Origin of the sequence: Solidesulfovibrio sp. (assembly GCF_029978005.1) — a bacterium.
GTDB lineage: Bacteria > Desulfobacterota > Desulfovibrionia > Desulfovibrionales > Desulfovibrionaceae > Solidesulfovibrio.
On sequence record NZ_JARKOZ010000140.1, the window covers coordinates 12,819 to 33,086 of the forward strand.

The 20,268-nt window shown below is 70.2% G+C and carries 15 protein-coding genes; 9 read left to right on the forward strand and 6 right to left on the reverse strand.

What is annotated here, in order from left to right; all coding sequences use genetic code 11:
• Positions 1 to 26: 26 nt before the first annotated feature.
• Genes Q1K70_RS15905 through Q1K70_RS15915 form a run of 3 tightly spaced genes read right to left on the reverse strand, consistent with a single transcriptional unit; the run spans position 27 to position 2,646 of the window.
• The gene (locus Q1K70_RS15905) at positions 27 to 554 is read right to left on the reverse strand and encodes a hypothetical protein (RefSeq protein WP_300161507.1); all 528 of its coding nucleotides are present in this window, start codon (positions 552 to 554) and stop codon (positions 27 to 29) included.
• On the reverse strand, positions 551 to 991 hold the full coding sequence (locus Q1K70_RS15910; protein WP_300161508.1) for a hypothetical protein: 441 nt from the start codon (positions 989 to 991) through the stop codon (positions 551 to 553). Before Q1K70_RS15910 ends, Q1K70_RS15905 begins: the two co-directional genes overlap by 4 nt.
• Positions 988 to 2,646, reverse strand: a complete 1,659-nt coding sequence (locus Q1K70_RS15915) for a glycosyltransferase family 39 protein (RefSeq protein ID WP_300161510.1) — start codon at positions 2,644 to 2,646, stop codon at positions 988 to 990. The genes Q1K70_RS15910 and Q1K70_RS15915 overlap by 4 nt, the downstream gene beginning before the upstream one ends.
• A gap of 443 nt (positions 2,647 to 3,089) precedes the next feature.
• On the opposite strand from Q1K70_RS15915, the gene Q1K70_RS15920 reads away from it, so the two are divergent.
• A complete protein-coding gene (locus Q1K70_RS15920) occupies positions 3,090 to 4,931 on the forward strand; it encodes a methyl-accepting chemotaxis protein (protein ID WP_300161512.1) in 1,842 nt (613 codons plus the stop codon).
• A gap of 224 nt (positions 4,932 to 5,155) precedes the next feature.
• The gene (locus Q1K70_RS15925; protein WP_300161513.1) at positions 5,156 to 6,541 is read left to right on the forward strand and encodes a glycosyltransferase; all 1,386 of its coding nucleotides are present in this window, start codon (positions 5,156 to 5,158) and stop codon (positions 6,539 to 6,541) included.
• Here Q1K70_RS15925 and Q1K70_RS15930 read toward each other — a convergent pair.
• A complete protein-coding gene (locus tag Q1K70_RS15930) occupies positions 6,538 to 7,512 on the reverse strand; it encodes a lysophospholipid acyltransferase family protein (RefSeq protein ID WP_300161515.1) in 975 nt (324 codons plus the stop codon). The genes Q1K70_RS15925 and Q1K70_RS15930 overlap by 4 nt on opposite strands.
• A gap of 118 nt (positions 7,513 to 7,630) precedes the next feature.
• On the opposite strand from Q1K70_RS15930, the gene Q1K70_RS15935 reads away from it, so the two are divergent.
• The 4 genes from Q1K70_RS15935 to Q1K70_RS15950 all read left to right on the forward strand — a co-directional run bounded on the left by Q1K70_RS15935 (position 7,631) and on the right by Q1K70_RS15950 (position 12,731).
• Positions 7,631 to 8,572, forward strand: a complete 942-nt coding sequence (locus Q1K70_RS15935; protein WP_300161517.1) for an SDR family oxidoreductase — start codon at positions 7,631 to 7,633, stop codon at positions 8,570 to 8,572.
• 26 nt (positions 8,573 to 8,598) lie between these two features.
• Positions 8,599 to 9,063, forward strand: coding sequence for a hypothetical protein (locus tag Q1K70_RS15940; RefSeq protein WP_300161519.1), 465 nt, complete (start codon positions 8,599 to 8,601; stop codon positions 9,061 to 9,063).
• 24 nt (positions 9,064 to 9,087) lie between these two features.
• Positions 9,088 to 10,695: an O-antigen ligase family protein gene (locus Q1K70_RS15945; RefSeq protein ID WP_300161521.1), complete on the forward strand. Its 1,608-nt coding sequence runs from the start codon at positions 9,088 to 9,090 to the stop codon at positions 10,693 to 10,695.
• A 1,748-nt stretch (positions 10,696 to 12,443) separates the two neighbouring features.
• Positions 12,444 to 12,731, forward strand: a complete 288-nt coding sequence (locus Q1K70_RS15950; protein ID WP_300161523.1) for an exonuclease V subunit alpha — start codon at positions 12,444 to 12,446, stop codon at positions 12,729 to 12,731.
• Positions 12,732 to 12,740: 9 nt separating this feature from the next.
• On the opposite strand, the gene Q1K70_RS15955 is transcribed toward Q1K70_RS15950, so the two are convergent.
• Positions 12,741 to 14,939 (reverse strand): polysaccharide biosynthesis protein, encoded by a 2,199-nt coding sequence (locus tag Q1K70_RS15955; protein WP_300161525.1) that lies wholly within the window; start codon positions 14,937 to 14,939, stop codon positions 12,741 to 12,743.
• Entirely contained in the window at positions 14,939 to 15,781 is an 843-nt protein-coding gene (locus Q1K70_RS15960) for a polysaccharide biosynthesis/export family protein (RefSeq protein ID WP_300161527.1), read from the reverse strand. The genes Q1K70_RS15955 and Q1K70_RS15960 overlap by 1 nt, the downstream gene beginning before the upstream one ends.
• Before the next feature lie 315 nt (positions 15,782 to 16,096).
• Between Q1K70_RS15960 and Q1K70_RS15965 the strand changes: the two genes are divergently transcribed.
• From Q1K70_RS15965 to Q1K70_RS15975, 3 genes are read left to right on the forward strand one after another with little or no spacing between them, the layout of a single operon-like run.
• A complete protein-coding gene (locus Q1K70_RS15965) occupies positions 16,097 to 17,128 on the forward strand; it encodes an efflux RND transporter periplasmic adaptor subunit (protein ID WP_300161529.1) in 1,032 nt (343 codons plus the stop codon).
• A gap of 33 nt (positions 17,129 to 17,161) precedes the next feature.
• Complete coding sequence (locus Q1K70_RS15970) at positions 17,162 to 18,622, forward strand: oligosaccharide flippase family protein (RefSeq protein WP_300161531.1); 1,461 nt, start codon at positions 17,162 to 17,164, stop codon at positions 18,620 to 18,622.
• Complete coding sequence (locus Q1K70_RS15975; RefSeq protein ID WP_300161533.1) at positions 18,619 to 20,241, forward strand: alkaline phosphatase family protein; 1,623 nt, start codon at positions 18,619 to 18,621, stop codon at positions 20,239 to 20,241. Before Q1K70_RS15970 ends, Q1K70_RS15975 begins: the two co-directional genes overlap by 4 nt.
• The last annotated feature ends 27 nt before the right edge of the window (positions 20,242 to 20,268 follow it).

The window sequence follows — 20,268 nt, forward strand, 5'->3', positions numbered from 1 at the left end:
ACTTGACCGGAAAAATGGCCAATACGTCAAAGACCCGGCCTTTGCAAGTCTCGGGGGTCGGGGGGGAAGGCGCGGGCCTCGCGGACGCGGGAGGCGAGCTGGCCGAGAATCTTGCCGAGCGCCAGCCTGGCCCGGCCGATCTGGCCGGGGAAGGTCCGGGTGAAATAGATCTCGTCGTCCGGGGCGGCCAGTTCCAGGCTGTAGTTGCGCAGCCACTGGCCGCGCTTTTTGCTCCACTCCAGGTAGACCCAGTAGAAGCTGGTGGAGCCGTCGGCGGCCTTGCAGCGGGCCGCGCCCCAGGCGTAGGCCTCGCCGCCCCGCTCCACCTGGCGGAACTTCAGGAAATCCCAGTCCTCAAAGGTCAGGCCGTCGGAAGCGGTCATGCCGCGCGCGGCGATGTCCATGGCCTGGCGGTAGCCGTCCTTGGGGATGCCGGCCAGGCCCATGGCCGGATAGTGCCAGGCCCCGAACCAAATGAGCGTCCCCGCGGCCAGCACGACCACGGCAAGGCCGGCCCACAGGCCGCGACGCAGAACCCTGCCCGCCCGGCTCACGGCCTGCCCTCCCCTGCCGGGGCGCAGCCCAGGCCCATGCGCCAGCCGGCGGCCTCCAGCCGCCTGGCCCGCTCGAGCTTTTCCCAGGCCCGGACCTCGTCGTCCACGGCGCGCTCGCGCGTGGCCTGGTCCTTGCGGATGGCCCGCTCAAGGGACTCCTCGGTGACGATGGAATCGGGCGCGGGCTTGTAGACGCCGGCGCGCAACTCGCCCAGGCGCACGCGCACGGCCTTGTCCGTGGCCTCCAGCACGTCGCGGTGGCGTTCCTTCATGATGGCCGTGTTCTCGCCGTCGTTGACCAGGCCGTTGTAAAAGGACTTCGGGTCGACAAGCGTCGCCCCCTCGGGGGTCTTGAGGAAGCCCTTCCACAGGGTGCCGCCGAGAGCCACGAGCAGGAGCGCCCGGACGAGGTTGTCACGGGTGAGAAGCCGCGTCATGGCCGCGCCTCCTTGCGACGCCAGACCTCGAGCTCCTTTTGGGGCTCCTCCACGGGCACGAAATAGTGGTGGTTGGGGTCGTCGGTGCGGTTGCCGAAGGTCTCGTCGGGAAAGGGCAGCGGCACGCGCTCGTAGTCGCGGGAAAGGTCCATGGCGTCGGTGAATTCCCGGGCCCCGAAAAGGAAACGGTCGCGGTTGACCCGCACCACGCGCCGCCGCAGCACCCAGTCCGGAACCGTGCCCTCGGGCACGGGCCCTTGCAGGCCGCCCAGGACCCTGAGGCCGGGAACGGCGAACATGAGCGGCAGGTCGCCGTATTCGGCCAATACGGTCTGGCCGGGCTTGGCGTGGGTCTTGAAGAACTCGCCGATGGCGATGTTGACGTCGGGATAGCCGCACACGAGCTCGGTGACGAAGAGCTTGATGGGGAAATTGAGCGAGGTGAGCATGCGGAAATCGTTCTGCCACGGCCGGTTGACGATTTTGAGCCGTTCCATGGGGTAGACGGCCAGCCAGTTGGTGAAGGCCAAAAGGAGAAAGAGCATGACCGAGGCCGGCCGGGAAAACCCCCACAGCCGGCGCACGCACCAGGCGAGCAGGATGGCGCACAGGGGGAGCAGATGGGCGATGTAGCGGAAAAACCGCTGAGGCACGATGCCGAGGAAAAGCAGGCTCAAAACGATCAGCACGGCGGAAAAAAGCACGAACCGCTCGCCGGGGTCGGCCGGGCGCGCCAGGCCCGTGAGAAAGGCGCGCCAGCGCCAGACCAGGGCGGCGGACACGGGCAGGGGAATGCAGAACATGCACAGGTCGGCGAAATAGAGCATCAGGTTTTCCGGCACGAGCAGCACGTCGAACATGCCGCTTTGCCGGCCGATGCGGTAGAGCAGCACGCCCGGGATCACGGCCACGACCACGGTGACCAGGGTCAGAAGCGACAGGCGCTTGACGGCCATGCGCTCGGGAAAGACCAGGGCGGCGGCGACCAGGGCCGTGGGGGCGAAGCTCAGAAAGAGCAGATAGTTGGCATGAAAAAGCAGCACCATGCCGGCGAACATGGCCAGAAGCGGCGGCCAGCGGCGCTGCCAGTCGCAAAGAAAAGCGTCCAGGGTCCACAGGACGAACAGCGTGCCCGGGGCGTAGTAGCGGGCCTGGCGGCCGATGAGGAGATAGGGGACGCACAGGGTGAGCAGCGTGGCGGCGAGCAAGGCCCAGTTGCGGTCGCCGAAATGGCGGCGCACCAAACGGTAGGTCCAGAAGATGGAGAGCAGCGCGGCCAGGGCGAAGGGCGCGCGGCCGGCGGCGGCATCGAGGCCGCCCACGGCGAAGCCGGCGGCCTGCATGTAGATCTGGATCCAGGGCGACCAGCGCCAGAGGTAGCCGCCGGTCTTGTCGAACTCGCGCTCCTCTTCCTGTGAGACGACGTTGACCCCGTCGAAGGCGTAGGGCAGGCCGGCGGACAGCACGTTCTTGGCCAGGCAGGCCGTCTCGGCCTCGTCCTGCCAGAAGGGGCGCTGGCCCAGGTTGTAGAAGAGGAGAAAGGCCGCCAGGGCCAGGACGGCGACAAGGGCCCAGTCCAGGCGGGCGAGAAGCCCCGGCGCGGCGGCCGGCGGCGCGGCCGGCGCGGGGCCGGCGGTCGTCATGGCGTTTGGCATGGCCCGCCCTGGGTAATGGAGGCGGCCGCCGATGTCCAGCCTCAGGCCGCCGCCGGGTGGTCGGCGCGCACGGTCCTGTTCTTGCCGCCGCGCTTGGCGGCGTAGAGGGCGTGGGGGTACGGGGCGTCGCCTGCCGGGCGGCCCGCCGCCCGGCCCGGGTATGGCCAGGGAGAAATGACGCACCGGGTTGCCCGACCCCGCTCCTTCCCCGGACCGAAAACCTTGACGAAACCCCTTGCGGTCGCCGGTTTATTATGATAATGAAAATCATTATCGTAAATTTTCGGTTTGCCCGCACTCGTGACGCAGCCGACGTGTTTTTGCCGAAATCGGGGAATTAGGTCGTTATCGAGCCAACAGGTCCCTTGGCCGCGCCGGGCGCGGTCGGGAACGCCCCGCCGGCGGGAAACGCCGGCGGCCACCAAAGCGAGGACAGGATCGCCATGAAAAACTGCAGCATCAAGACAAAGCTTTTTTCCATCATAGGCATCTTCGCCGTGGCCTTTGTCGTCCTGGGCGTGTTTTCCTACCGAAGCCTGGGCGGCATCGTGGTCAACGGCGGGGTCTACGCGGACATCACGCGCAACAAAGACCTCATCGCTGACATCCTGCCGCCGCCCGAATGCATCATCGAAAGCTACGCCACGGCCATGGACATCCTGGAGAGCCGGGACCCGTCCGCCGTGGCCAGCCTGACCGACAAGCTCAAGAGATTGCGCGAGGATTATGAAGACCGGCAGGTCTTCTGGCGGCAAAGCCTCATCAGCGCCAAGGCCAAGGAGCTCCTGACCGTGGCGGCCTACGCCCCGGCCAGAAAATTCTACGACGCGGCCTTCGGCGAGTTCCTGCCCGCCGTGGCCGCCGGCGACGCCGCCAAGGCACGCGGCGTCTTCTTCGACGTCCTGCGCCCGGCCTACCTTTCCCACCGGGACGTCATCGAACGCCTGGCCGCGCTGGCGGGCGACGAGGTGGCCGCAACCGAAACGGCCGCCAACGCGGCCATCCGCCAGGCCCTCGTCGGCGTCGGCCTCCTGTCCCTGGCCGTCTTCGCCGCGGCCATCGCTTTCTCCCTCTACGTCTCGCGCCAGATCACCCGGCCCATGCGCAAGCTCCTGCATTTCTCCATGCGCACGAGCGAAGGCGACTTCGAGGAAACCCTGGCCATCGAACAAAAGGACGAAATCGGCATCCTGGCCCGGCACGTCAGCGACATGGTGCAAAGCCTGGCCAGGCTCGTGGCGCAAAGCCGGGCCACCAGCGAGCAGGCGCGCTGCGAGGCCCAAAACGCCCTGGCCTGCAAGGCCGAGGCGGAAACCGCTAAGGACGACATGCAAAAACGCCAGGAGAACATGCTCGCCGCCGCCGGCAGCCTGATGGCCGTGGCCGCGGCCCTGGACAACGCCATGCACGCCATCGCCAACCAGGTGGACGCCTCCAACGAGGGGGCCCGCGCCCAGTCCCGCCAACTCGAGGAGACGGCCACGGCCATGGAGCAGATGGCGGCCACGGTCCTGGAAGTGGCCCGAAACGCCGACGACGCCTCCCAGGCGGCCAGGCGCGCCCGGGACAAGGCCGAGGAAGGGGCCAAGGCCGTGGCCGAGGTGGTCAGCGGCATCGACGGCGTCCAGGCCCTGGCCAGGGGCCTGACCCAGGACATGGACGAACTGGGCCGGCGCGTGGACGGCATCGGCGAGGTCATGCGGGTCATCTCGGACATCGCCGACCAGACGAATCTCCTGGCCTTAAACGCCGCCATCGAGGCGGCCCGGGCCGGCGAGGCCGGACGCGGTTTCGCCGTGGTGGCCGACGAGGTCAGGAAGCTCGCGGAAAAGACCATGGTCGCCACCCGCGAGGTCGGCCAGGCCGTGACCGGCATCCAGGAGGAGACGCGAAAGACCGTCTCCAGCGTGGAGAGGGCCGTGGACGGCATCGCCCAGACCACGCTCAAGGCCCGCCACTCCGGCGACGCCCTGGGCCAGATTTTTTCCCTGGTGGACGCCGTGGCCAGCCAGGTCTCCTCGATCGCCGCCGCCAGCGAGGAGCAGTCCGCCGCCAGCGAGGAGATCAGCCGGGCCATCGACGGCATCAACCGCATCTCCACGGACACGGCCGAGGCCATGACCGAATCCGTCGGCGCCCTGGAGGAGCTGCGCGGCCAGTCGGGCGTGCTCGCCGGGCTCATCGACGACATGCGCCGCGCCGGCGGCGAGGCGCTGCCGGCCGGCCCGACCCGAAAGCCCCGCCTGGCCCTGGTGGCCGGACGCACCTCCACCGCCGGGACGTAAGCACTCTTCCAGCCTCGCCCTTCCCGTATCCGTTCCTTGAGCCCGACATACGAAAACAGGTGGTCATCCGGCCTGTTTCTTTTGCCGCGAACGCCTTCCAAAAGATTCAGGACCGCACAAAACTGTAATTTTGCATTCCTGGACGCATCCTCTATGGAGTACCCGTCACAGTCGGCCCGCCCGTCCCCGCCGCCGCAAACCCTCATTACGGTTTAGAAACAGACATGAAAAAGAGCTATACCCACATCGACCTGATCTATCTCGTCCTCGTCGTCGTCACTGCGCTGGCCAGCGGTTCGGCCATGGCCGTCGCCTTCGGCGAGGAGGAATCCCTGGCCTTTCTGGCCACCTATGACGATCTGATCCCGTACGCCAGCCTGGGCGTGGGCCTTTCGCCCCTGGCCGCCTTCCTGCTCCTGTGGCGGGTCTGGATGGCCTGGCGCTACGCCTCCTGCCCGCCGGCGCCGGACGCGGCCCTGCCCGTGGCCACGGTGGTCATCCCGGCCTACAACGAGGGCCGGCAGGTGCTCGAAACCATCCGCTCGGTCATGGCCAGCGACTACCCGGCGGAGAAGCTCCATATCCTGTGCATCGACGACGGCTCGGCCGACGACACCTGGCAGTGGATGCTGCTCGGAGCCAAGGAGTTCCCCACCCGGCTGCGCCTGCTGCGCCAGCCCCGCAACATGGGCAAGCGCCATGCCCTGCTGGCCGGGTTCCGCCAGGCCCGCGGCGAGGTCTTCGTGACCATCGACTCCGACTGCCTGGTCATGTCCGACACCCTGCGCCATCTGGTGAGCCCGTTTGCCGCCTCGCCGCGCACCGGGGCCGTGGCCGGCAACGTGCGGGTGCTCAACCGCGGCGACGGGGCCATCCCCAAGATGCTCGACGTGTCCTTCACCATGTCCTTCGACTTCCTGCGCCGGGGCCAGGGAACCTACGGCGGCGTGCTGTGCACGCCCGGGGCCCTTTCCGCCTACCGCACCAGCGCCCTGGCCCCGGCCATGGAGGCCTGGGCCGAACAGACCTTCATGGGCCGGCCGGCCAACATCGGCGAGGACCGGGCCCTGACCAACATCATCCTCGGCCAGGGCCTCCGGGTGGACTACCAGAAGGACGCGGTGGTGCTGACCAACGTGCCGGCCGGCTATCGGGGGCTGTACCGGATGCTGCTGCGCTGGGCGCGCAGCAACGTGCGGGAATGCCTGGTCATGCTGCGCTTCCTGCCGCGCCGCTTCCGCCATGGCGACGGCGGGAGCGGCTGGGTGCGCCTGTCCGGGATCTCAGAGCTGCTCATGCTGCCGGCCACGGAGATCGTCAAGGCGGCCAGCCTGGCCGGGCTGTGCCTGGCCCCTTTCGCCGGGGCGCAGGCCCTGGTCGTCGGCAGCCTCATCGCCGCCGCCGTGCCGGCCGTCGTCTACCAGTTCCGGGAGCGCGGCCTGTTCGGCCTGGTCTGGGGCGTCGGCTACTGCTTCTTCTGGGTGTTCGGTCTGTCGTGGATCACCCTGTGGGGGCTCTTCACGGCCATGCGCTCGGGCTGGCTCACCCGCGACCTGGAGCCCGCCGCCGCGCCGGCGGCCCTGGCCAAGGAAAGCCCGGACGCCGCCTAGGACGCCGACGATCGCTCCTCCGGGTCCTCGACGAAGAAGGGATCGTGGCCGCCCCGGGCCATGAGCAGGCGAAAGGCCAGGAAGTAGAGGTAATGGCTGGGGTTGGCCACGACGGCCCGGGAGAGGCGCTCGGCCAGGCGGGCCGTGGCCAGCCCGGCCTCCTCGGCCGAGGGGCCGACGTCCGGCAGGGGCTCCTCGATGCGAAGCGTCAGGCGGCCGTCGTCGCCGCGCTCCATGAAGCACGGCAGCACGGCGCAGCCGGTGCGGCCGGCAAGCTCCATGGGGCCGAGCGAAAAGGCGGCCGAGCGGCCGAGGAACGGCACCGCCGCCCGCCGCTCGCCGCCGCCGCCGTCCACGGCCACGCCCAGCACATGGCCGCTCCGCAGGCAGGCGAAGGCCTCCTTGAGGCCGCCGAAGACGTTTACGTGCCTGACCGGCAGCGTGCGCTCGTGCTCCCAGCGCAGCTCCCGCGTGCGCCGCACCAGCGCGCCCCGGGCCTCGGGCAGCTTCTCGTTGAGGACCAAGGCCGGGGCGGAAAGCTGCCACATGCGGTAGCCGGCGTGGCCTATGGCGGCCATGATCATCTGGTTGGCCCCGTAGTGGCCGAAGGCGAGCATGGCCCCGCGCCCGCCGGCCAGGGCGGCGTCCAGGCGTTCCCGGCCCCGGATGGCCGCCAGCGCCGCCGTGCGCGCCGGGGTCAGCCTGGGGAAGAGCAGCACCTCGAGGTCGGTCTGGCAGAATTCCACCAGCGCCTTGCGGGCCAGGGCCAACCGGACGGCGGCATCGTCCGGCACGCCCGGGACGTAGCGCGCCGCCTCGGCCATGCCGGCGAGCCGGGCGTTGGGCACGCGCCCGAGCAGGCGGCCGAGCCCCCTGGCCAGGGCGTGGGCCGCGCCGTCCGGCAGGGTCCAGACCAGATGTTTGAACGGATGCCAGTAGCCCCAGACCAGCGCGTCGCGCAGCATTCGCATGGCGCTCTCCCCCCCCACGGTCGCCGGGCGGTAGCATGTCTGGCGGCCCCAGGGCAAATGGTGTATGGGCCGGGGACGCGACGCCGTCGCCACCACTTCGCACAAAAGGAAAAGACGCATGCGCATACTCGTTACCGGCGGTTTCGGCTACATCGGCAGCGTGCTCGTGCCCGAACTGCTCGCCCGCGGCCACGAGGTCACGGCCTTCGACATCGGCTGGTTCGGCCGCCACCTGCCCGAGCACCCGAAGCTTTCGGCCGTGACCGGCGACACCCGCGACATCGACGCCGTGCCCATGGAGGGCATGGACGCGGTGATCAACTTGGCCAACGTGGCCAACGACCCCTGCGGCGACCTGGATTCCAAGCTGACCTGGGAGGTCAACTGCCTGGCCGTCATGAAGATGGCCGAAAAGGCCGTGGCCTGCGGGGTGAAGCAGTTCCTGCACGCCTCCTCGGGCTCGGTCTACGGCGTCAAGGACGAGCCGGAAGTGACCGAGGACCTGCCCTGCGTGCCCATCTCGGACTACAACAAGACCAAGATGGTCAGCGAACGCGTCCTTTTAAGCTACGCCGACAAGTTCGCCCTGCAGATCATCCGGCCGGCCACGGTCTGCGGCTACTCGCCGCGCATGCGCCTGGACGTGGCCGTCAACCTGCTGACCATGCAGGCCCTGGCCAAGAAGCACATCACCGTGCTCGGCGGCGACCAGACCCGGCCCAACATCCACATGAAGGACATCGTGCGGGTGTTCCTGCATTTCCTGGACACCGGCGACAGGCACACCGGCATCTACAACGCCGGGTTCGAAAACATTTCCATCCTCGACCTGGCCAAAATGATCGTCGAGGTCGCCCCGGCCGAGATCGAGATCAAGCCGTCCAACGACCCGCGCTCCTACCGCCAGAACTCCGACAAGCTGCTGGCCACGGGGTTTTCGCCCAAGTTCGGCGTGGCCGACGGCATCCGCGACGTGGCCGAGGCCTTCGCCTCGGGCAAGCTGGCCGACGAGGACCGCTGGTACAACATCCGCACCATGAAGACCCTGCCCAGGCTGTAGGACGCCTCCGCCGACCGGCGGACGCCATGGAGGACGAGGCGATGGACAAACGGGAATTCCCCTGGGGACGCCTGGCCGCGGCCGGCGTCATCGCCCTCGTCCTCAACCTGATCGGCGTGCTGTGGCTGGGCCTGTCCCAGGAGCGCCTGCGCGCCGCCATGGCCGTGCTGGACCAGGAGGTGCGCGCCCTGCCGCCCGCCGCCCCCTGCGGCGACGTGGAGGCCGTGGAAGCCGAGATCGCCGGCCTGCGCCAGGCCGTGACCGGCCTTTCCGGCAAGCTCGAAGGCCTCAAGCCCTCCAGGGAGGACGCCAAGGCCCTGGACCGGCTGGCCGGGGAGGTCAAGGCCCTGGCCGCCAGGGTCGAGGCCCTGGGCGCGGCCAAGACGGCCAAGCCCGCCAAGTCCGAAAAAACCGCCTCTCCCCCCCGGGAGCGCCCCGCCCCGGGTGGTCCCTACTACGGCCCGGGCTATCCGGGCTGGCCCGGGTATTAGCCCCGGCGCGGACGGTCGGCGGCCATGGAACGCTCCCGAAACAACCTGCCCCGGGTGATCCCGGTCCTCTGCCTGGCCGGGGCGGCGGCGCTCGGCGCGGCGCTCTTCCATGACTGGCGCATGGCGGCCGGGGCCGTTGCCCTGGTCGTCGCGGTCCTGATCGCGCTTTTCCCCTTCGCCGGGCTGCTGTGCGCCACGGCCGTCCTCTTCGTCGGCACGCCCTCGCTCAAGATCGTCCACGCCCCGGGCGTGGTCACCCAGTTCTTCCCGGCCATGCTGTTCATTCCGCTTGTCTGCCTGGGCTTTCTGGTCCGGGCGGCCCTCGACGGAGGACGCCGTCGGCCTGTGCGGCGCGAGAATCTCTCCGTGCTGCTTCCTTTCGTGGCCGCCGTGGGCACGCTGCACCTGCTCGCCCTGGCCTGGGCTCCGCACACGCTCTTCGGCCTGGGGCAGCTGGCCACCCTGGCCAGCAACGTCCTTTTCTTCTGCCTGATCGTCGGGGCCGTGTCCGACGTCGGCCGGCTGCGGGCGCTTTGCCTGTCCGTCGTCGTTTCGGCCGTGATCGTGTGCGCCACCATGGTCTGCGCCGCGCAGTACGACTGGGCCGGCACGCTGCACCTGGCCAGCGGCGTGGAGCTCAACTTCGAACTGTTCTCCGAGGCCCGCTGGGGCCGCATCGGCGGGCTGTGCTCGGCCAACCAGGCCGGCGGCTTCCTGGTCTTTTCCACCTTCATCGCCATGGGACTGGCCGTGCGCTGCCGCCGGATTCCCCGCGTCCTCTTCGGCCTCCTGTCGCTGACCTTTCTCACCTTCGTGGTGGTTTCGGGCTCGCGCGGGGCCATCCTGGGATTTGGCGGCGCGGCCGGCGCGTTCATGATCCTGCACCGGCCCACCCGGGAAAAACTCCTCAGCCGCTCGACGCTCCTCGTGCTGGCCCTGGCCGTGGCCATCCTGGTCGGCAAGCCGTCGTTCATCGACCGGATGCTGGTCGGCTTCGGCTACGACGGGCCGCTGATCTTCTCCGCCAAGAAAAAGAGCGAATCCACGTCCAACGTCAGCGGCTCGGGGGCGCGCTTCCGCATGTGGAAAAAGGCCCTCTCGGTCATGGCCGACCGGCCCGAGCTCATGCTCCTGGGCCTGGGGCCGGGGGGATTCATCTGGCACACCCGCGAGCCCGAGGTGCACAGCCTCTGGCTGGCGTTCTTCTTCGACCTGGGCCTTTTGGGCGGCCTGACCGGCCTCCTGGGGCTGGCCGTCCTGGCCGGGTCCACGGTCACGGCCCTGCGCCGGACCCCGCCCGGGCAGGCGCGCCTGCTCTTCACGGCCGTGGCCGTGGCCGCCCTGGCCGAGCTCGGGATGCACAGCGCCATCGACCACGACCTGACCTCGCCGGTGTCCCGTTTCGCCTGGCTCTACGTCGCCGTCCTGGCCGCCGCCCTGCGGGTCGCCCGGACCGCTCCCGGGGCGGACGCGCCGCGCCCCACGATGGAGGTCGCCCATGCGACATCGCCCACGCCTCCCCTGGCTGGTCGTCCCGTGCCTGCTGGCCGCCCTGGCGGCCCCCGCGCCCTGCCCGGCCCAGCCCGCGCCGGAAATGCTCCTGGACCAGGCCCGGCGGCTTGCCGCCCGTGAACGGACCGAGCCCGCGACGGCGGCCGACGCCGCCGCCCGGCTGCGCGAACTCCAGGACCTCTTGGGGGCCATGCGCCTGACCGGCGCGTTCACGGGCCTGGAGCAGATCTGCCCGCCGGCCTCCCTGGCGGCCATGATGCGCGAGCTGGCCGCCGGCCGGCCCGAGGCCCTGCCGCCGCTGCTCTCCCCCTGCCTGCTCGCCCTGGGCACCCTCGGCCGCCTGGACGGCCCGGCAACGGCGCAGGGCGCGCCGGCCGGACCGGGACCGTTCCCGGGTGCGGCCGCCGGGCCGCCTTCCCCGGGCGCGTTTCCACCGCCGAACGCGGGCGGGCCGCCGGCCGTTCCCGGCCCCGGACAAGGCGCGCCGGTCCCTGGCCCGGCCATGCCCCGGGCGCGCCTCGCCGTCTTCCTGCCGACCACGGCCCCGCGCCTGACGGTCTCCCCGGCCGTGCCCGACACGGCCTCGGGCGCGCCGGACTTCCCGGCCACGGTCGTCGCGGCCGCCGGCGGCCGCGTGGCGCTCACCCTCACGGAAACGCCGGTCTACATCGAGGAGAAGCCCCGAGAGACGCCGCCCACGCCCGGCGAACGCCTGGCCTCGCCCTTCGGCGCGCACCCGGCCACCTTCCGCGGCGAGACGCCGCCCTTCGCCCTGGCCCGGGACCTGGGACTCGGCTGGCACCGGGGCGTGGCCTGGTGGGTGGACATCCAGTCCGACGCGGACCTCGCCGCCGGCCGGTTCGACTTCTCGCGCCTGGACGCCCAACTCGCGGCCATGGGCACGGACATGCGGGCCATGCTCACCATCATGCTGCCGGCGCGCCTGCGCCAGGACGGCCACGGCGGCGCCCCCGGCCAGCCCGGCCCCCCGGCCGTCAAGGCCGACGGCTCCTGGGAGCTCGGCCCGCCGCCGGCCGCCTACGACGCCTTCGTCACTGCCCTGGTCCGTCGCTACGGCGCGAGCCCCCCGGCCGGCGCGCCCCGGGTGACCTACTGGCAGTTCGAAAACGAGCTGGACCTGTCCCGGGCGCGAAACGACGCCGCCGGCTTCGCCGCCCTGACGCTGCGCACCGAACGGCTCATCAAGAAGGCGGACCCCGGGGCCAAGGTGCTCCTGGCCGGAGTTTCGGGCGAGGACTTCCCGCGCAATTTCGAAACGTATTACGTACCGCTGCTCAAGGCGCTGCACGGAAAGGGCTTCGACATCTTCGACCTGCACGCCTTCGGCCGGGCCGGGGACTACCGGGGGCTTACGGCCATGACCGCCGCCGCGCGCCGGACCCTGGACGCCACGGGTTTCGCCCGCGTGCCGCTGTGGATGACCGAGACCGCCACCTACAGCGGCGCGCCGACCGCCCCGCCGGGCCTGCCGCCCCAGACCGAGGCCGAGCAGGCGGCCGAACTGGTGCGGCGCGGCGTGTTCGCCCTGTCGCTCGGCGTGCAGAAGGTCTTCTGGGCCATGGTGCGCGAGGGTTTCCGCTTTCGCGGCGACGTCTTCGACCACGTCGGGCTCACCACCGATCCCCGGGTGAGCCCTGACCGACCCGACGGCGCGGCCAAGCTGGCCTTCTTTACCTATCGTCGACTTTGCGCCAAACTGGCCGGGTGCGACCCCAGGCCCGAACGCCTGTCCCTGGCCCCCGGGGCCTATGCCTACCGCTTCCGCGCCCCGGGCGGCCGCACGGTGGTGGTGGCCTGGGCCGATCCCAGGCCCTGACCGCGACCGCCCGCACCAGAAGGAACCCGACATGCCCCAGCCCGACCCCGGCATCTTCGACTCCGCTGCCTACGCCGAAGCCCTGGCCTTTGCCCGAAGCCTGCGCGCCCCGGGCAAGCCGTTGGATTTCCCGAGCTATTCCGATTATGTGCGCCTCGTGGCCGAGCGCGTGGTCATCGACCTCGACGCCTTCGACCCGGACATGGCCGATTTCCACGAACTGCCGGAGACCTACGAACTGGCTTACCTGACGGCGCGGCTGGAGAGGCTGCGCGCGCGCATCGCGGTCGAGCGCGGCGTGGACGTGAGCGGATTGTAACGAAAGAGATCAGCCGGCGGCCCGGGCGGCGCGCCCCCGGCGCAGGCGCGCCCGGATGGCCCGCCACTGCTCGCGGGGCGTAAGGTCGTCGGCCGGCACGCCCGACAGCACGGCCAGGGGTTCGCGCCCCAGGGCGGACAGGCAGGCCTCGGCCGCTTCGGCCACGACCCCGACCGGCGTGCGGTAAAGCCCGGCCACGAGCAGCACCTCTCCGGCGGACCGCCCCAGGGCCAGAGCGTCGCCCGAGCGCGAAAGCGGCGCGCAAGAGACGAGCACCCGGTCGAAGCGCCCGGTCAGTTCCGCGAGGACCGCGCCCAGCCGCGGCGAATCCATGAGCCGGTCCGCCGCCGCCACGGACAGCGACCGGCCGGCCGGCAGCAGGAAAAGCTCCGGTTCCGGCCCCGGCACCAGCACCGATTCCAGGGAGATCTCCCCGGCCAATGCCTCGGCCAGGCCCGGGCCCGAAGGCAACCCGGCCATGGCCGCCAGCCCGGAAGGCTGGGGCGGGCAGAGATCGGCGTCCACGACCAGGGTGCGCGCGCCGGACCGGGCCACGGCCAGGGCCAGGTCCCAGCACAGGCGGGGCGCGTCGCCGTCCCCTTCGTCGACCCCGGCCACGACGATCGACGTCCCGGGTCCGGTTCCGGCCGGGAAAAGCACCTCGCGCAGCCGGCGCAGGGCCTGGCTTCGGGCCACGGCGCCGCGCCGGGGCACGGCCCCGAGCACCCGCGTGCCGGCCTCGGCCAGGGCCGGGCGCGACCCCGCCGCGTCGTCGGTCCAGGCCGCGATCAACGCGGCAATCACGGCCAGAAACGCCCCGGCGGCGATGCCCACGGCCAGCATCAGCGAAATCTTGGGCCGCATGTAGTCGTCGATCTTGCCCGGCAGTTCGGCCGGCTCCACCAGATGGGCGATGGACAGGTCCATGCCCTCGCCGACCTTGGCCATGGCCTCCATCTGGTTGAGGTTGGACACGAAAGTCTGGTTGGCATCCACCCGGACGGCCACCAGGGCCGAGGCCGCGGCCCGGCCGGGGAAGGCGTCGGCCTTTTTTTCCACGTCGCCCAGCAGCGCGGCGAAGGCCTCGTCCTGACACTCGTAGCCCGCCACTTGCGCCGCGTACTCGGCGGCCCGTTCGCTTAAGTAGCTGTAGGTCGGATCCGTGGACACGGTTTCCGAGCCGAACACCTTCTGGGACTCGCCCTTGATGATGCGCTTGGCTTCCTCGATCTTGTTCTCGATTTCCCTGACCGCCGGATGCTCGGCCGTCAGGCGCGTCTTGGCCGCGGCCAGGTCCAGGTAGAGGTCGCGCAGGGTGAGCTTGACCGAGTCGATGAGCGAGGAGCGCTGGGTGGACTCGGACGTCTTGCGGAATTCCGGCCGCTTGGCCAGTTGGGCCTTGACGTTGGCCAGCATGCCCTGGGCCCGGATGAGGCTCAGGCGGTTGGCGTCGCGGTCGGAGGAGAGCGTGTAGTAGCGCGAGACCAGCTGCTGGCCTTCGCTGGTCAGGTCCACGATCTTCTCGGTGCGCCGGACCTCCTTCTGCTCGGCCAGGGCCTGCTCGTAGGCGGCCCGGGCCTTGGGCAGCTCCCGGGCGACGGCCTCGGCCACGGTCCGGCATTCGTCCTGGCGCATGGCCGTTTCCCGGGCCACGAAGGACTTGGCCGCGGCGTTGGCCAGGTCCATGGCCAGCCGCATGGAGGAGGCCGAGGTGGAGAATTCCAGGATGTCGGAATCCTCCATCATGGCCGCCTTGAGATAGGGCCTGGGGAAAACGACATGGACCAGGGACTTGTTAGTCAGCTCCTCGTAGGTCATGGGCCGCAGCCCCAGGCGAGGCCAGAAATGGCCGATGACCAGTCGCACGAACGGTATGAATTCCAGGGTTTGCAGCGACTTGCGCTTGCGCATGAGGTCGAGTTCGGCGATGACCGGCCGCACCACCGGCACGGTGACGGCCAGGTCCTCGTAGGTGGCCCGCTCGGTGTCGGTGAGCGAGGCCGAACTGACCATGGCCGAATCCAGGGAGGCGCGCCCGAGCAGCGTGGCCTTGGTGGAGGAATGGTACAGGTAGACCTTGGCCGAGGAAACGTACTGGGTCTCGCAAAGGAGCGTCAGCACCAGCAGTCCGCCGAAGACGGCCAGGAAGGTCCAGGCCATGAGCGCCCGGCGACGCCACAGGACGGCGAGAAGCTGGCGGAGTTCCACTATTGCACCGTGAAGACGCCGCCCTGGCTGTTGCTTAACACCTCGCCGGCCACGGGCTGGGACTGGTTGTTGATGATGGTGGTGGACGTCGTGACCGGCCCCTTGAACAGGTCGTTCACGGCGTCGCGCAACTGGGGCATGAAGATGACGAAGCGCTCGGCGTTGATGACGGCGTTTAAAGCCGAGGTCATATGTCCCATGAATTCCTCCACCGTGGCCCAGGTGCTTTTGGGCACGTAGAGGATGTCGCCGCCTTCGAGGTAGCGGTTGAACCCGACCACGCCCTGGCCGACCGACGTGCCCAGGCGCATGTCGAGGATGTAGGCCCGGGGGCGGTCGCCCTCGGGACGCAACAGCACCACCATGGACTTCCCGGCGTTGTCGGTGAACCCGCCGCTTCTGGCGATGGCTTCGAAAAGGTTCATGTCGTGGTCCACGGACACCACGCCCTGGGTTTTGACCTCGCCGAGAACGATGGCCGTCTGGCTGCGCAGGGTGGACACGGAAACCGTCACCTGCGGATCGACGACGTACTTGCCGTACACCCGGGCCAGTTCCGTGCGCAGCTCGGCCACGGTGCGCCCGCCGGCCTTGACTTCGCCGACCAGCGGCAGGGAGATGTCGCCGTTCTCGTCCACCCGGGCCGAGGTCTTGAGGTCGTCGTTGCGCCACACGGCCACGGTCACCTCGTCGCCGTAGCCGAGCATGGCCCGGCGGACGGCGACCCCGTCCGGCGCGCTTCTGGACGTGGTTGCGGGCGGCGGCGGCGAAGGCTTGACGCAGGCGGCGCAGGCGAGCAACGCCAGCCCGCAGGCCGCCAGGAGAATGGCCCTCAGAGACATGCCCGCGCCCTTTCCGGGATGCCGCGACAGTTTCAGCATGGCGTCGTCGAAGCGCACGGATGCGGGTTTCGTGGACGCGCACCAAGCGCAAGGCCGCGGTCGGAGCCGCGAAACGTGGGGTACAGGCAGGCTGCCGGCATGGGAATTCCTGGAGGTTTCGAAACTGCTTCCTGGTACGGGATTTCCGGGGCGACCGCAAGGCGGGGCGGCGCGTTGTGGTCCACCGGGTTATGGTGTAAGAGCCATTGCGCCAAGTTCCGGCGGTCGCCAATGGCGCGTCGCCGGCCCAAAACCCCTACAGCATTCAGGCGACTTATGACATCCACCCGTTTTTCCGCCGGACCTTTCGCCGCCCTGGCCCTGTGCCTGGCCCTGTGCCTGGCCGGCCCGGCCGCAGCCGAGACCCTGACCTTCCTCGGCAAAAGCTATTGCCCCATCAAGTACGAGATCACCTGGCCCTTCATCTCCAAGCCCGACAAGGGCAAGGCCCAGGGCAGCGGCATCACGGCCAACGTCTACGAGTTGCCCAAGGAGCAGAGCAACGAGCAGAAGTCCGCCACGGAGCTCGGCTCCACCATGGACCGGCTGCTCATCCTCTCGGCCCCGCTCAAGGTCGGCGACCCCGTGTCCGAGGACCAGATCCTCATCACCTACGAGATGCCCCTCGAGAACCTCATCGCCGAGAAGCAGACGCTTTCCCGCGCCGAACTCAACGACGCGGAACATGCCTTGGCCTATGTGGAAAACCAGCTGTCCCTGGTGCGCCAGCTGCAGGCCGACCTGGAAAACCAGGCCGCCGGACACGCCGTGGCCCCCAACACCGTGCGCTACAACCAGCAGGAAATCGAAGCGCTCATGCTCCAGCGCGACGCTCTCCGGGAAAAGCGCGACCTGGCCGAGCAGCGCTACGACAACGCGGTCATCATCGCCAAGTCCAAGTACGGCAAGGACCAGGACATCCACAAGCTGCCTCGTGTGGGCTACATCCGCGCCCCGGCCAGCGGCTACGTGCTGTGGACCAACTCCAGCCTCATCCCGGGCATGGCCTTCAGCAAGCAGGCCTCGCTGATCTCCATCGGCCGCCTGGACCCCATCATCATCCGGGCCTCGGTCCACGAGATAGCCGCCCAGAAGCTCAAGGTCGGCGACAAGGCCACGGTGGTCTTCCACGGCCTGCCCGGACAGCCCTTCCAGACCGCCATCTCCAAGATCGACTTCGTGGCCCAGCCGGCCATGCTGCAGCAGCCGTCCTTCTACGAGCTGGAGATGACCCTGCCCAACCCCGACCTGCGCATCAAGGAAGGCATGCGCTGCGACGTCACGGTGGACCTCGACGCGCCCAAGTAACGCCGCCACGCCCCAACCGGAGACCCCCTCCCCGTGACGCCGCCCCCCCGCTCCCTGGCCGGCAACTTCCTGGCCCTGATTTCATCGCGCGTCATCCAGATCGCCAGCGGCTTCTTCGTGCTGCTGGCCGCCGCCCGGTGGCTGTCCCTCGACGCCTACGGAACCTACGCCTCGGTCACGGCCATGGCCGGAGCGGCGGCGGCCATGACCTATTGCGGCATCCAGCAGATCATGATCCGGGAGATGGCGGCGCGGCGAAACGAGGCCCCGGCCATAGTCGGCCAGGCCCTGCTCCTGCGCCTTTGCCTCGTCGCCTTGTGCGGCCTGGCCCTGGCCGTGGCCGGCTTCTTCGCCGACTACGGGCCCGAGGCCCGGCTGGGGCTCGCCCTGGCCTTCTGCCTGGAGGCCTGCCGGTCCCTGGGACAGCTCGGCTGCGCCGTGTTCCAGGCCCACGAGCGCATGGGCTACGAGCCGCCCCTGTCCATCGTGTCGGGGCTGGCTTCGGTGGCCCTGGTCGGCGGGGCGCTGTGGCACGGACTTGGCTACACGGGCGTGCTGGCCGGCCTGACCCTGGCCGCCGGCCTGCATGCGGCCCTTGCCTGGCGCGTGGTCTGGCGCGACCTGACCCGGCCGTCCCTGCGCTTTTCCCGGGCCGAGCTTTGGCGGATGCTCGGCGCGGCCTCGGTGGTGGGGCTCGGCGTTTTTTTCCACCAGAACCTGTTTCGGGCCAACACCCTGGTGCTGTCCTTCCTGGCCGACGCCGCGGCCGTGGCCGACTTCCAGGCCCCCCACGAGTTCATCCTCAAGCTCGAGATCCTGCCGCAAGCCCTCATGCTGGCCGTGTTCCCGGCGCTCTCCCGCCTGGCTCCGATCGATCCCCTGGGGGCCAGGCGGCTTTTCCGTCTGATCTTCCGCCACACCCTGCACGTCATGGCCCTGCCCTCGATCCTTTTGGCCTACTACGCCGAGCCGGCCTGCGTGCTCCTGTTCGGCCAGAAGTTCCAGGGCGCGGCCATGGTCCTGCGCCTGCTCGCCCTGGCCCTGGCCCCCCTGGCGCTGGACATGCTGGTCAATAACGTGCTCGTGGCCATCGGCCGCCAGCGCTACGCCCTGTACTACGCCTCGGCCGCCCTGGCCCTCAACGTGGCCGGCAACATCTACGCCGTGCCGCGCTACGGAGCCGTGGGCTCGGCCGTGGTGGCGCTTTGCTCCTACGTCTGGCTGCTGATCTTTTCCACCCGTTTCGCCGCCCGCCACAGCTACCGGCCCCACGCCCTGGGGCCGCTCGTGCGCGTCCTTTGCGCCAGCGGGGCCTGTCTCGGGGCCTGCATGCTGCTGCGCCACGCGCCCATTCTCGGCGCGGCCTCGGGCACGCTGGTCTACCTGGCCGTGCTCGTGGGCCTCAAGGGCTTCGGCCCCCACGATCTGGCGGAACTGCGCTCCGTCGCCAAACCCCGGCCGCAAGGCGCGGGCGATCCCGGAGAACGTCCATGAAAGCCGCCCGCGTGGTGGTCGTCGGCTGGGACGGCGCCACCTTCGACGTCATAAAGCCCCTGATCGCCGCCGGGCGCATGCCCCATCTGGCCGCGCTCCTCGAAAAGGGCGTCCACGGCCCCTTGTGCTCCACCGTGCCGCCGGTGACGCCCGTGGCCTGGACCAGCTTCGCCACCGGGACTTCCCCGGGCCGCCACGGCGTCTTCGACGCCCTGACCCTCGATCCGCAGACCCACGAGGTGCGCTTCGTCTCGGCGGCCATGCGCCGGGCCGCGCCGATATGGGCGGTGCTGTCCCAACGCGGCCGTCCGGCCGGGGCGGTGAACGTGCCCGTGACCTGGCCGCCGGAGCCGATCGACGGCTTCGTCGTGCCGGGCATGTTCACTCCTTCCGACGCCGAGGACTTCGTGCACCCGAAAGAGCTTCGCGCGGAGATCGAGGCCCGTTTCGGCCCGGGCCTTTGCCGCGACTCGCCGGCCATGGACCCGGACCCGGCCCGCTACCTCGACAACCTCCTGGCCGGCGTGGACGCCCGCTGTGAGCTGACCTTGTGGCTCATGGCGCGCCGCCCCCTGGATTATTTCTGCTCGGTCTTCATGGAATCCGACCGGGTGCAGCACTTCTTCTGGGCCTACCGCGACCCGGCCCATCCCCTGCACGCCCGCCTGGGCCGGGCCATCGAGGCGGTGTACGAACGCCTGGACGCCGCCCTGGGCCGCATCGTGGCCGCCTGTCCGCCGGAGACGGCCGTGGCCCTGGTCTCGGACCACGGGGCCGGCCCCCTGCGCCGGGCCATCTTCCTCAACCGCTGGCTCATGGACCAGGGTCTGCTCGTGCTTTCCGGCGACCTGGCCTCCCTGGCCGGCCGCCGGCCCTCGCCCCTGCGCCGGGCGGCGGCCGCCCTGGCCAAGGCCGTGCTGCCGGCCTCGGTGCTGGCCGCGCGCCGCAAGGCCCGATCCAGGGCCCACGCCCGCATCAACAACCTCTTTTCCGCCATCGTGGACTGGGAGCGCTCGGCCTGCGTGTCCGAAGGCATCGCCGGCGGCATCTTCTTCAATCCCCGCCTGGTGGGGCAGGGCGATCGGGAGGCCCTGACGCGGCGGCTCAAGGAAGGCCTCACCGCCATCGTCGATCCCGAGACCGGGGAGCATCCCTTTTTGGCCGTGCACGCCCGGGAGGAGCTCTACGCCGGGGAGGCCGTGGCCCACGCGCCGGACGTGGTGACGTTGTGCGGCCCGGGCTACCAGGTGCTCGTGCCCCACGAGATCGCGCTCTACGGCCAGGGCGCGCCGACCGGGCTCTTCGCGTCCCACAAGTGGAGCGGCCGCCACGAGCAGCACGGCGTGTTCGCCCTGGCCGGCCCGGGCGTGGCCGCCGGCGTCGCCCTGGCCGACGCGGCCATGCCCGACGTGACGCCGACGCTGCTCTACGCCCTGGGCGAGGCCGTGCCGGACAACATGGACGGCCGGGTGCTGGCCACGGCCTTCACGCCCGAAACCCTGGCCGCCCGGCCCCCGGCCGTGGCGGCGGCGACCGCCGCCACGGCCGCGGCCGCCGGCACGGACGGCGAGGCGGCGGCGCGCATCGCCGACGAGCTGTCGGACCTCGGCTACATGTAGGCCGCCAAGCTTCGGGCCCTTGCCTCC

Excerpts from the sequence above, each read along its gene's own strand:
- Q1K70_RS15940 (WP_300161519.1), top strand. The coding sequence starts at position 8,599 with ATGGAGGACGAGGCGATGGACAAACGGGAATTCCCCTGGGGACGCCTG.
- Q1K70_RS15930 (WP_300161515.1), bottom strand. The coding sequence starts at position 7,512 with ATGCGAATGCTGCGCGACGCGCTGGTCTGGGGCTACTGGCATCCGTTC.
- Q1K70_RS15975 (WP_300161533.1), top strand. The coding sequence starts at position 18,619 with ATGAAAGCCGCCCGCGTGGTGGTCGTCGGCTGGGACGGCGCCACCTTC.
- Q1K70_RS15925 (WP_300161513.1), top strand. The coding sequence starts at position 5,156 with ATGAAAAAGAGCTATACCCACATCGACCTGATCTATCTCGTCCTCGTC.
- Q1K70_RS15945 (WP_300161521.1), top strand. The coding sequence starts at position 9,088 with ATGGAACGCTCCCGAAACAACCTGCCCCGGGTGATCCCGGTCCTCTGC.
- Q1K70_RS15915 (WP_300161510.1), bottom strand. The coding sequence starts at position 2,646 with ATGCCAAACGCCATGACGACCGCCGGCCCCGCGCCGGCCGCGCCGCCG.
- Q1K70_RS15960 (WP_300161527.1), bottom strand. The coding sequence starts at position 15,781 with ATGTCTCTGAGGGCCATTCTCCTGGCGGCCTGCGGGCTGGCGTTGCTC.
- Q1K70_RS15935 (WP_300161517.1), top strand. The coding sequence starts at position 7,631 with ATGCGCATACTCGTTACCGGCGGTTTCGGCTACATCGGCAGCGTGCTC.
- Q1K70_RS15950 (WP_300161523.1), top strand. The coding sequence starts at position 12,444 with ATGCCCCAGCCCGACCCCGGCATCTTCGACTCCGCTGCCTACGCCGAA.
- Q1K70_RS15910 (WP_300161508.1), bottom strand. The coding sequence starts at position 991 with ATGACGCGGCTTCTCACCCGTGACAACCTCGTCCGGGCGCTCCTGCTC.
- Q1K70_RS15965 (WP_300161529.1), top strand. The coding sequence starts at position 16,097 with ATGACATCCACCCGTTTTTCCGCCGGACCTTTCGCCGCCCTGGCCCTG.
- Q1K70_RS15920 (WP_300161512.1), top strand. The coding sequence starts at position 3,090 with ATGAAAAACTGCAGCATCAAGACAAAGCTTTTTTCCATCATAGGCATC.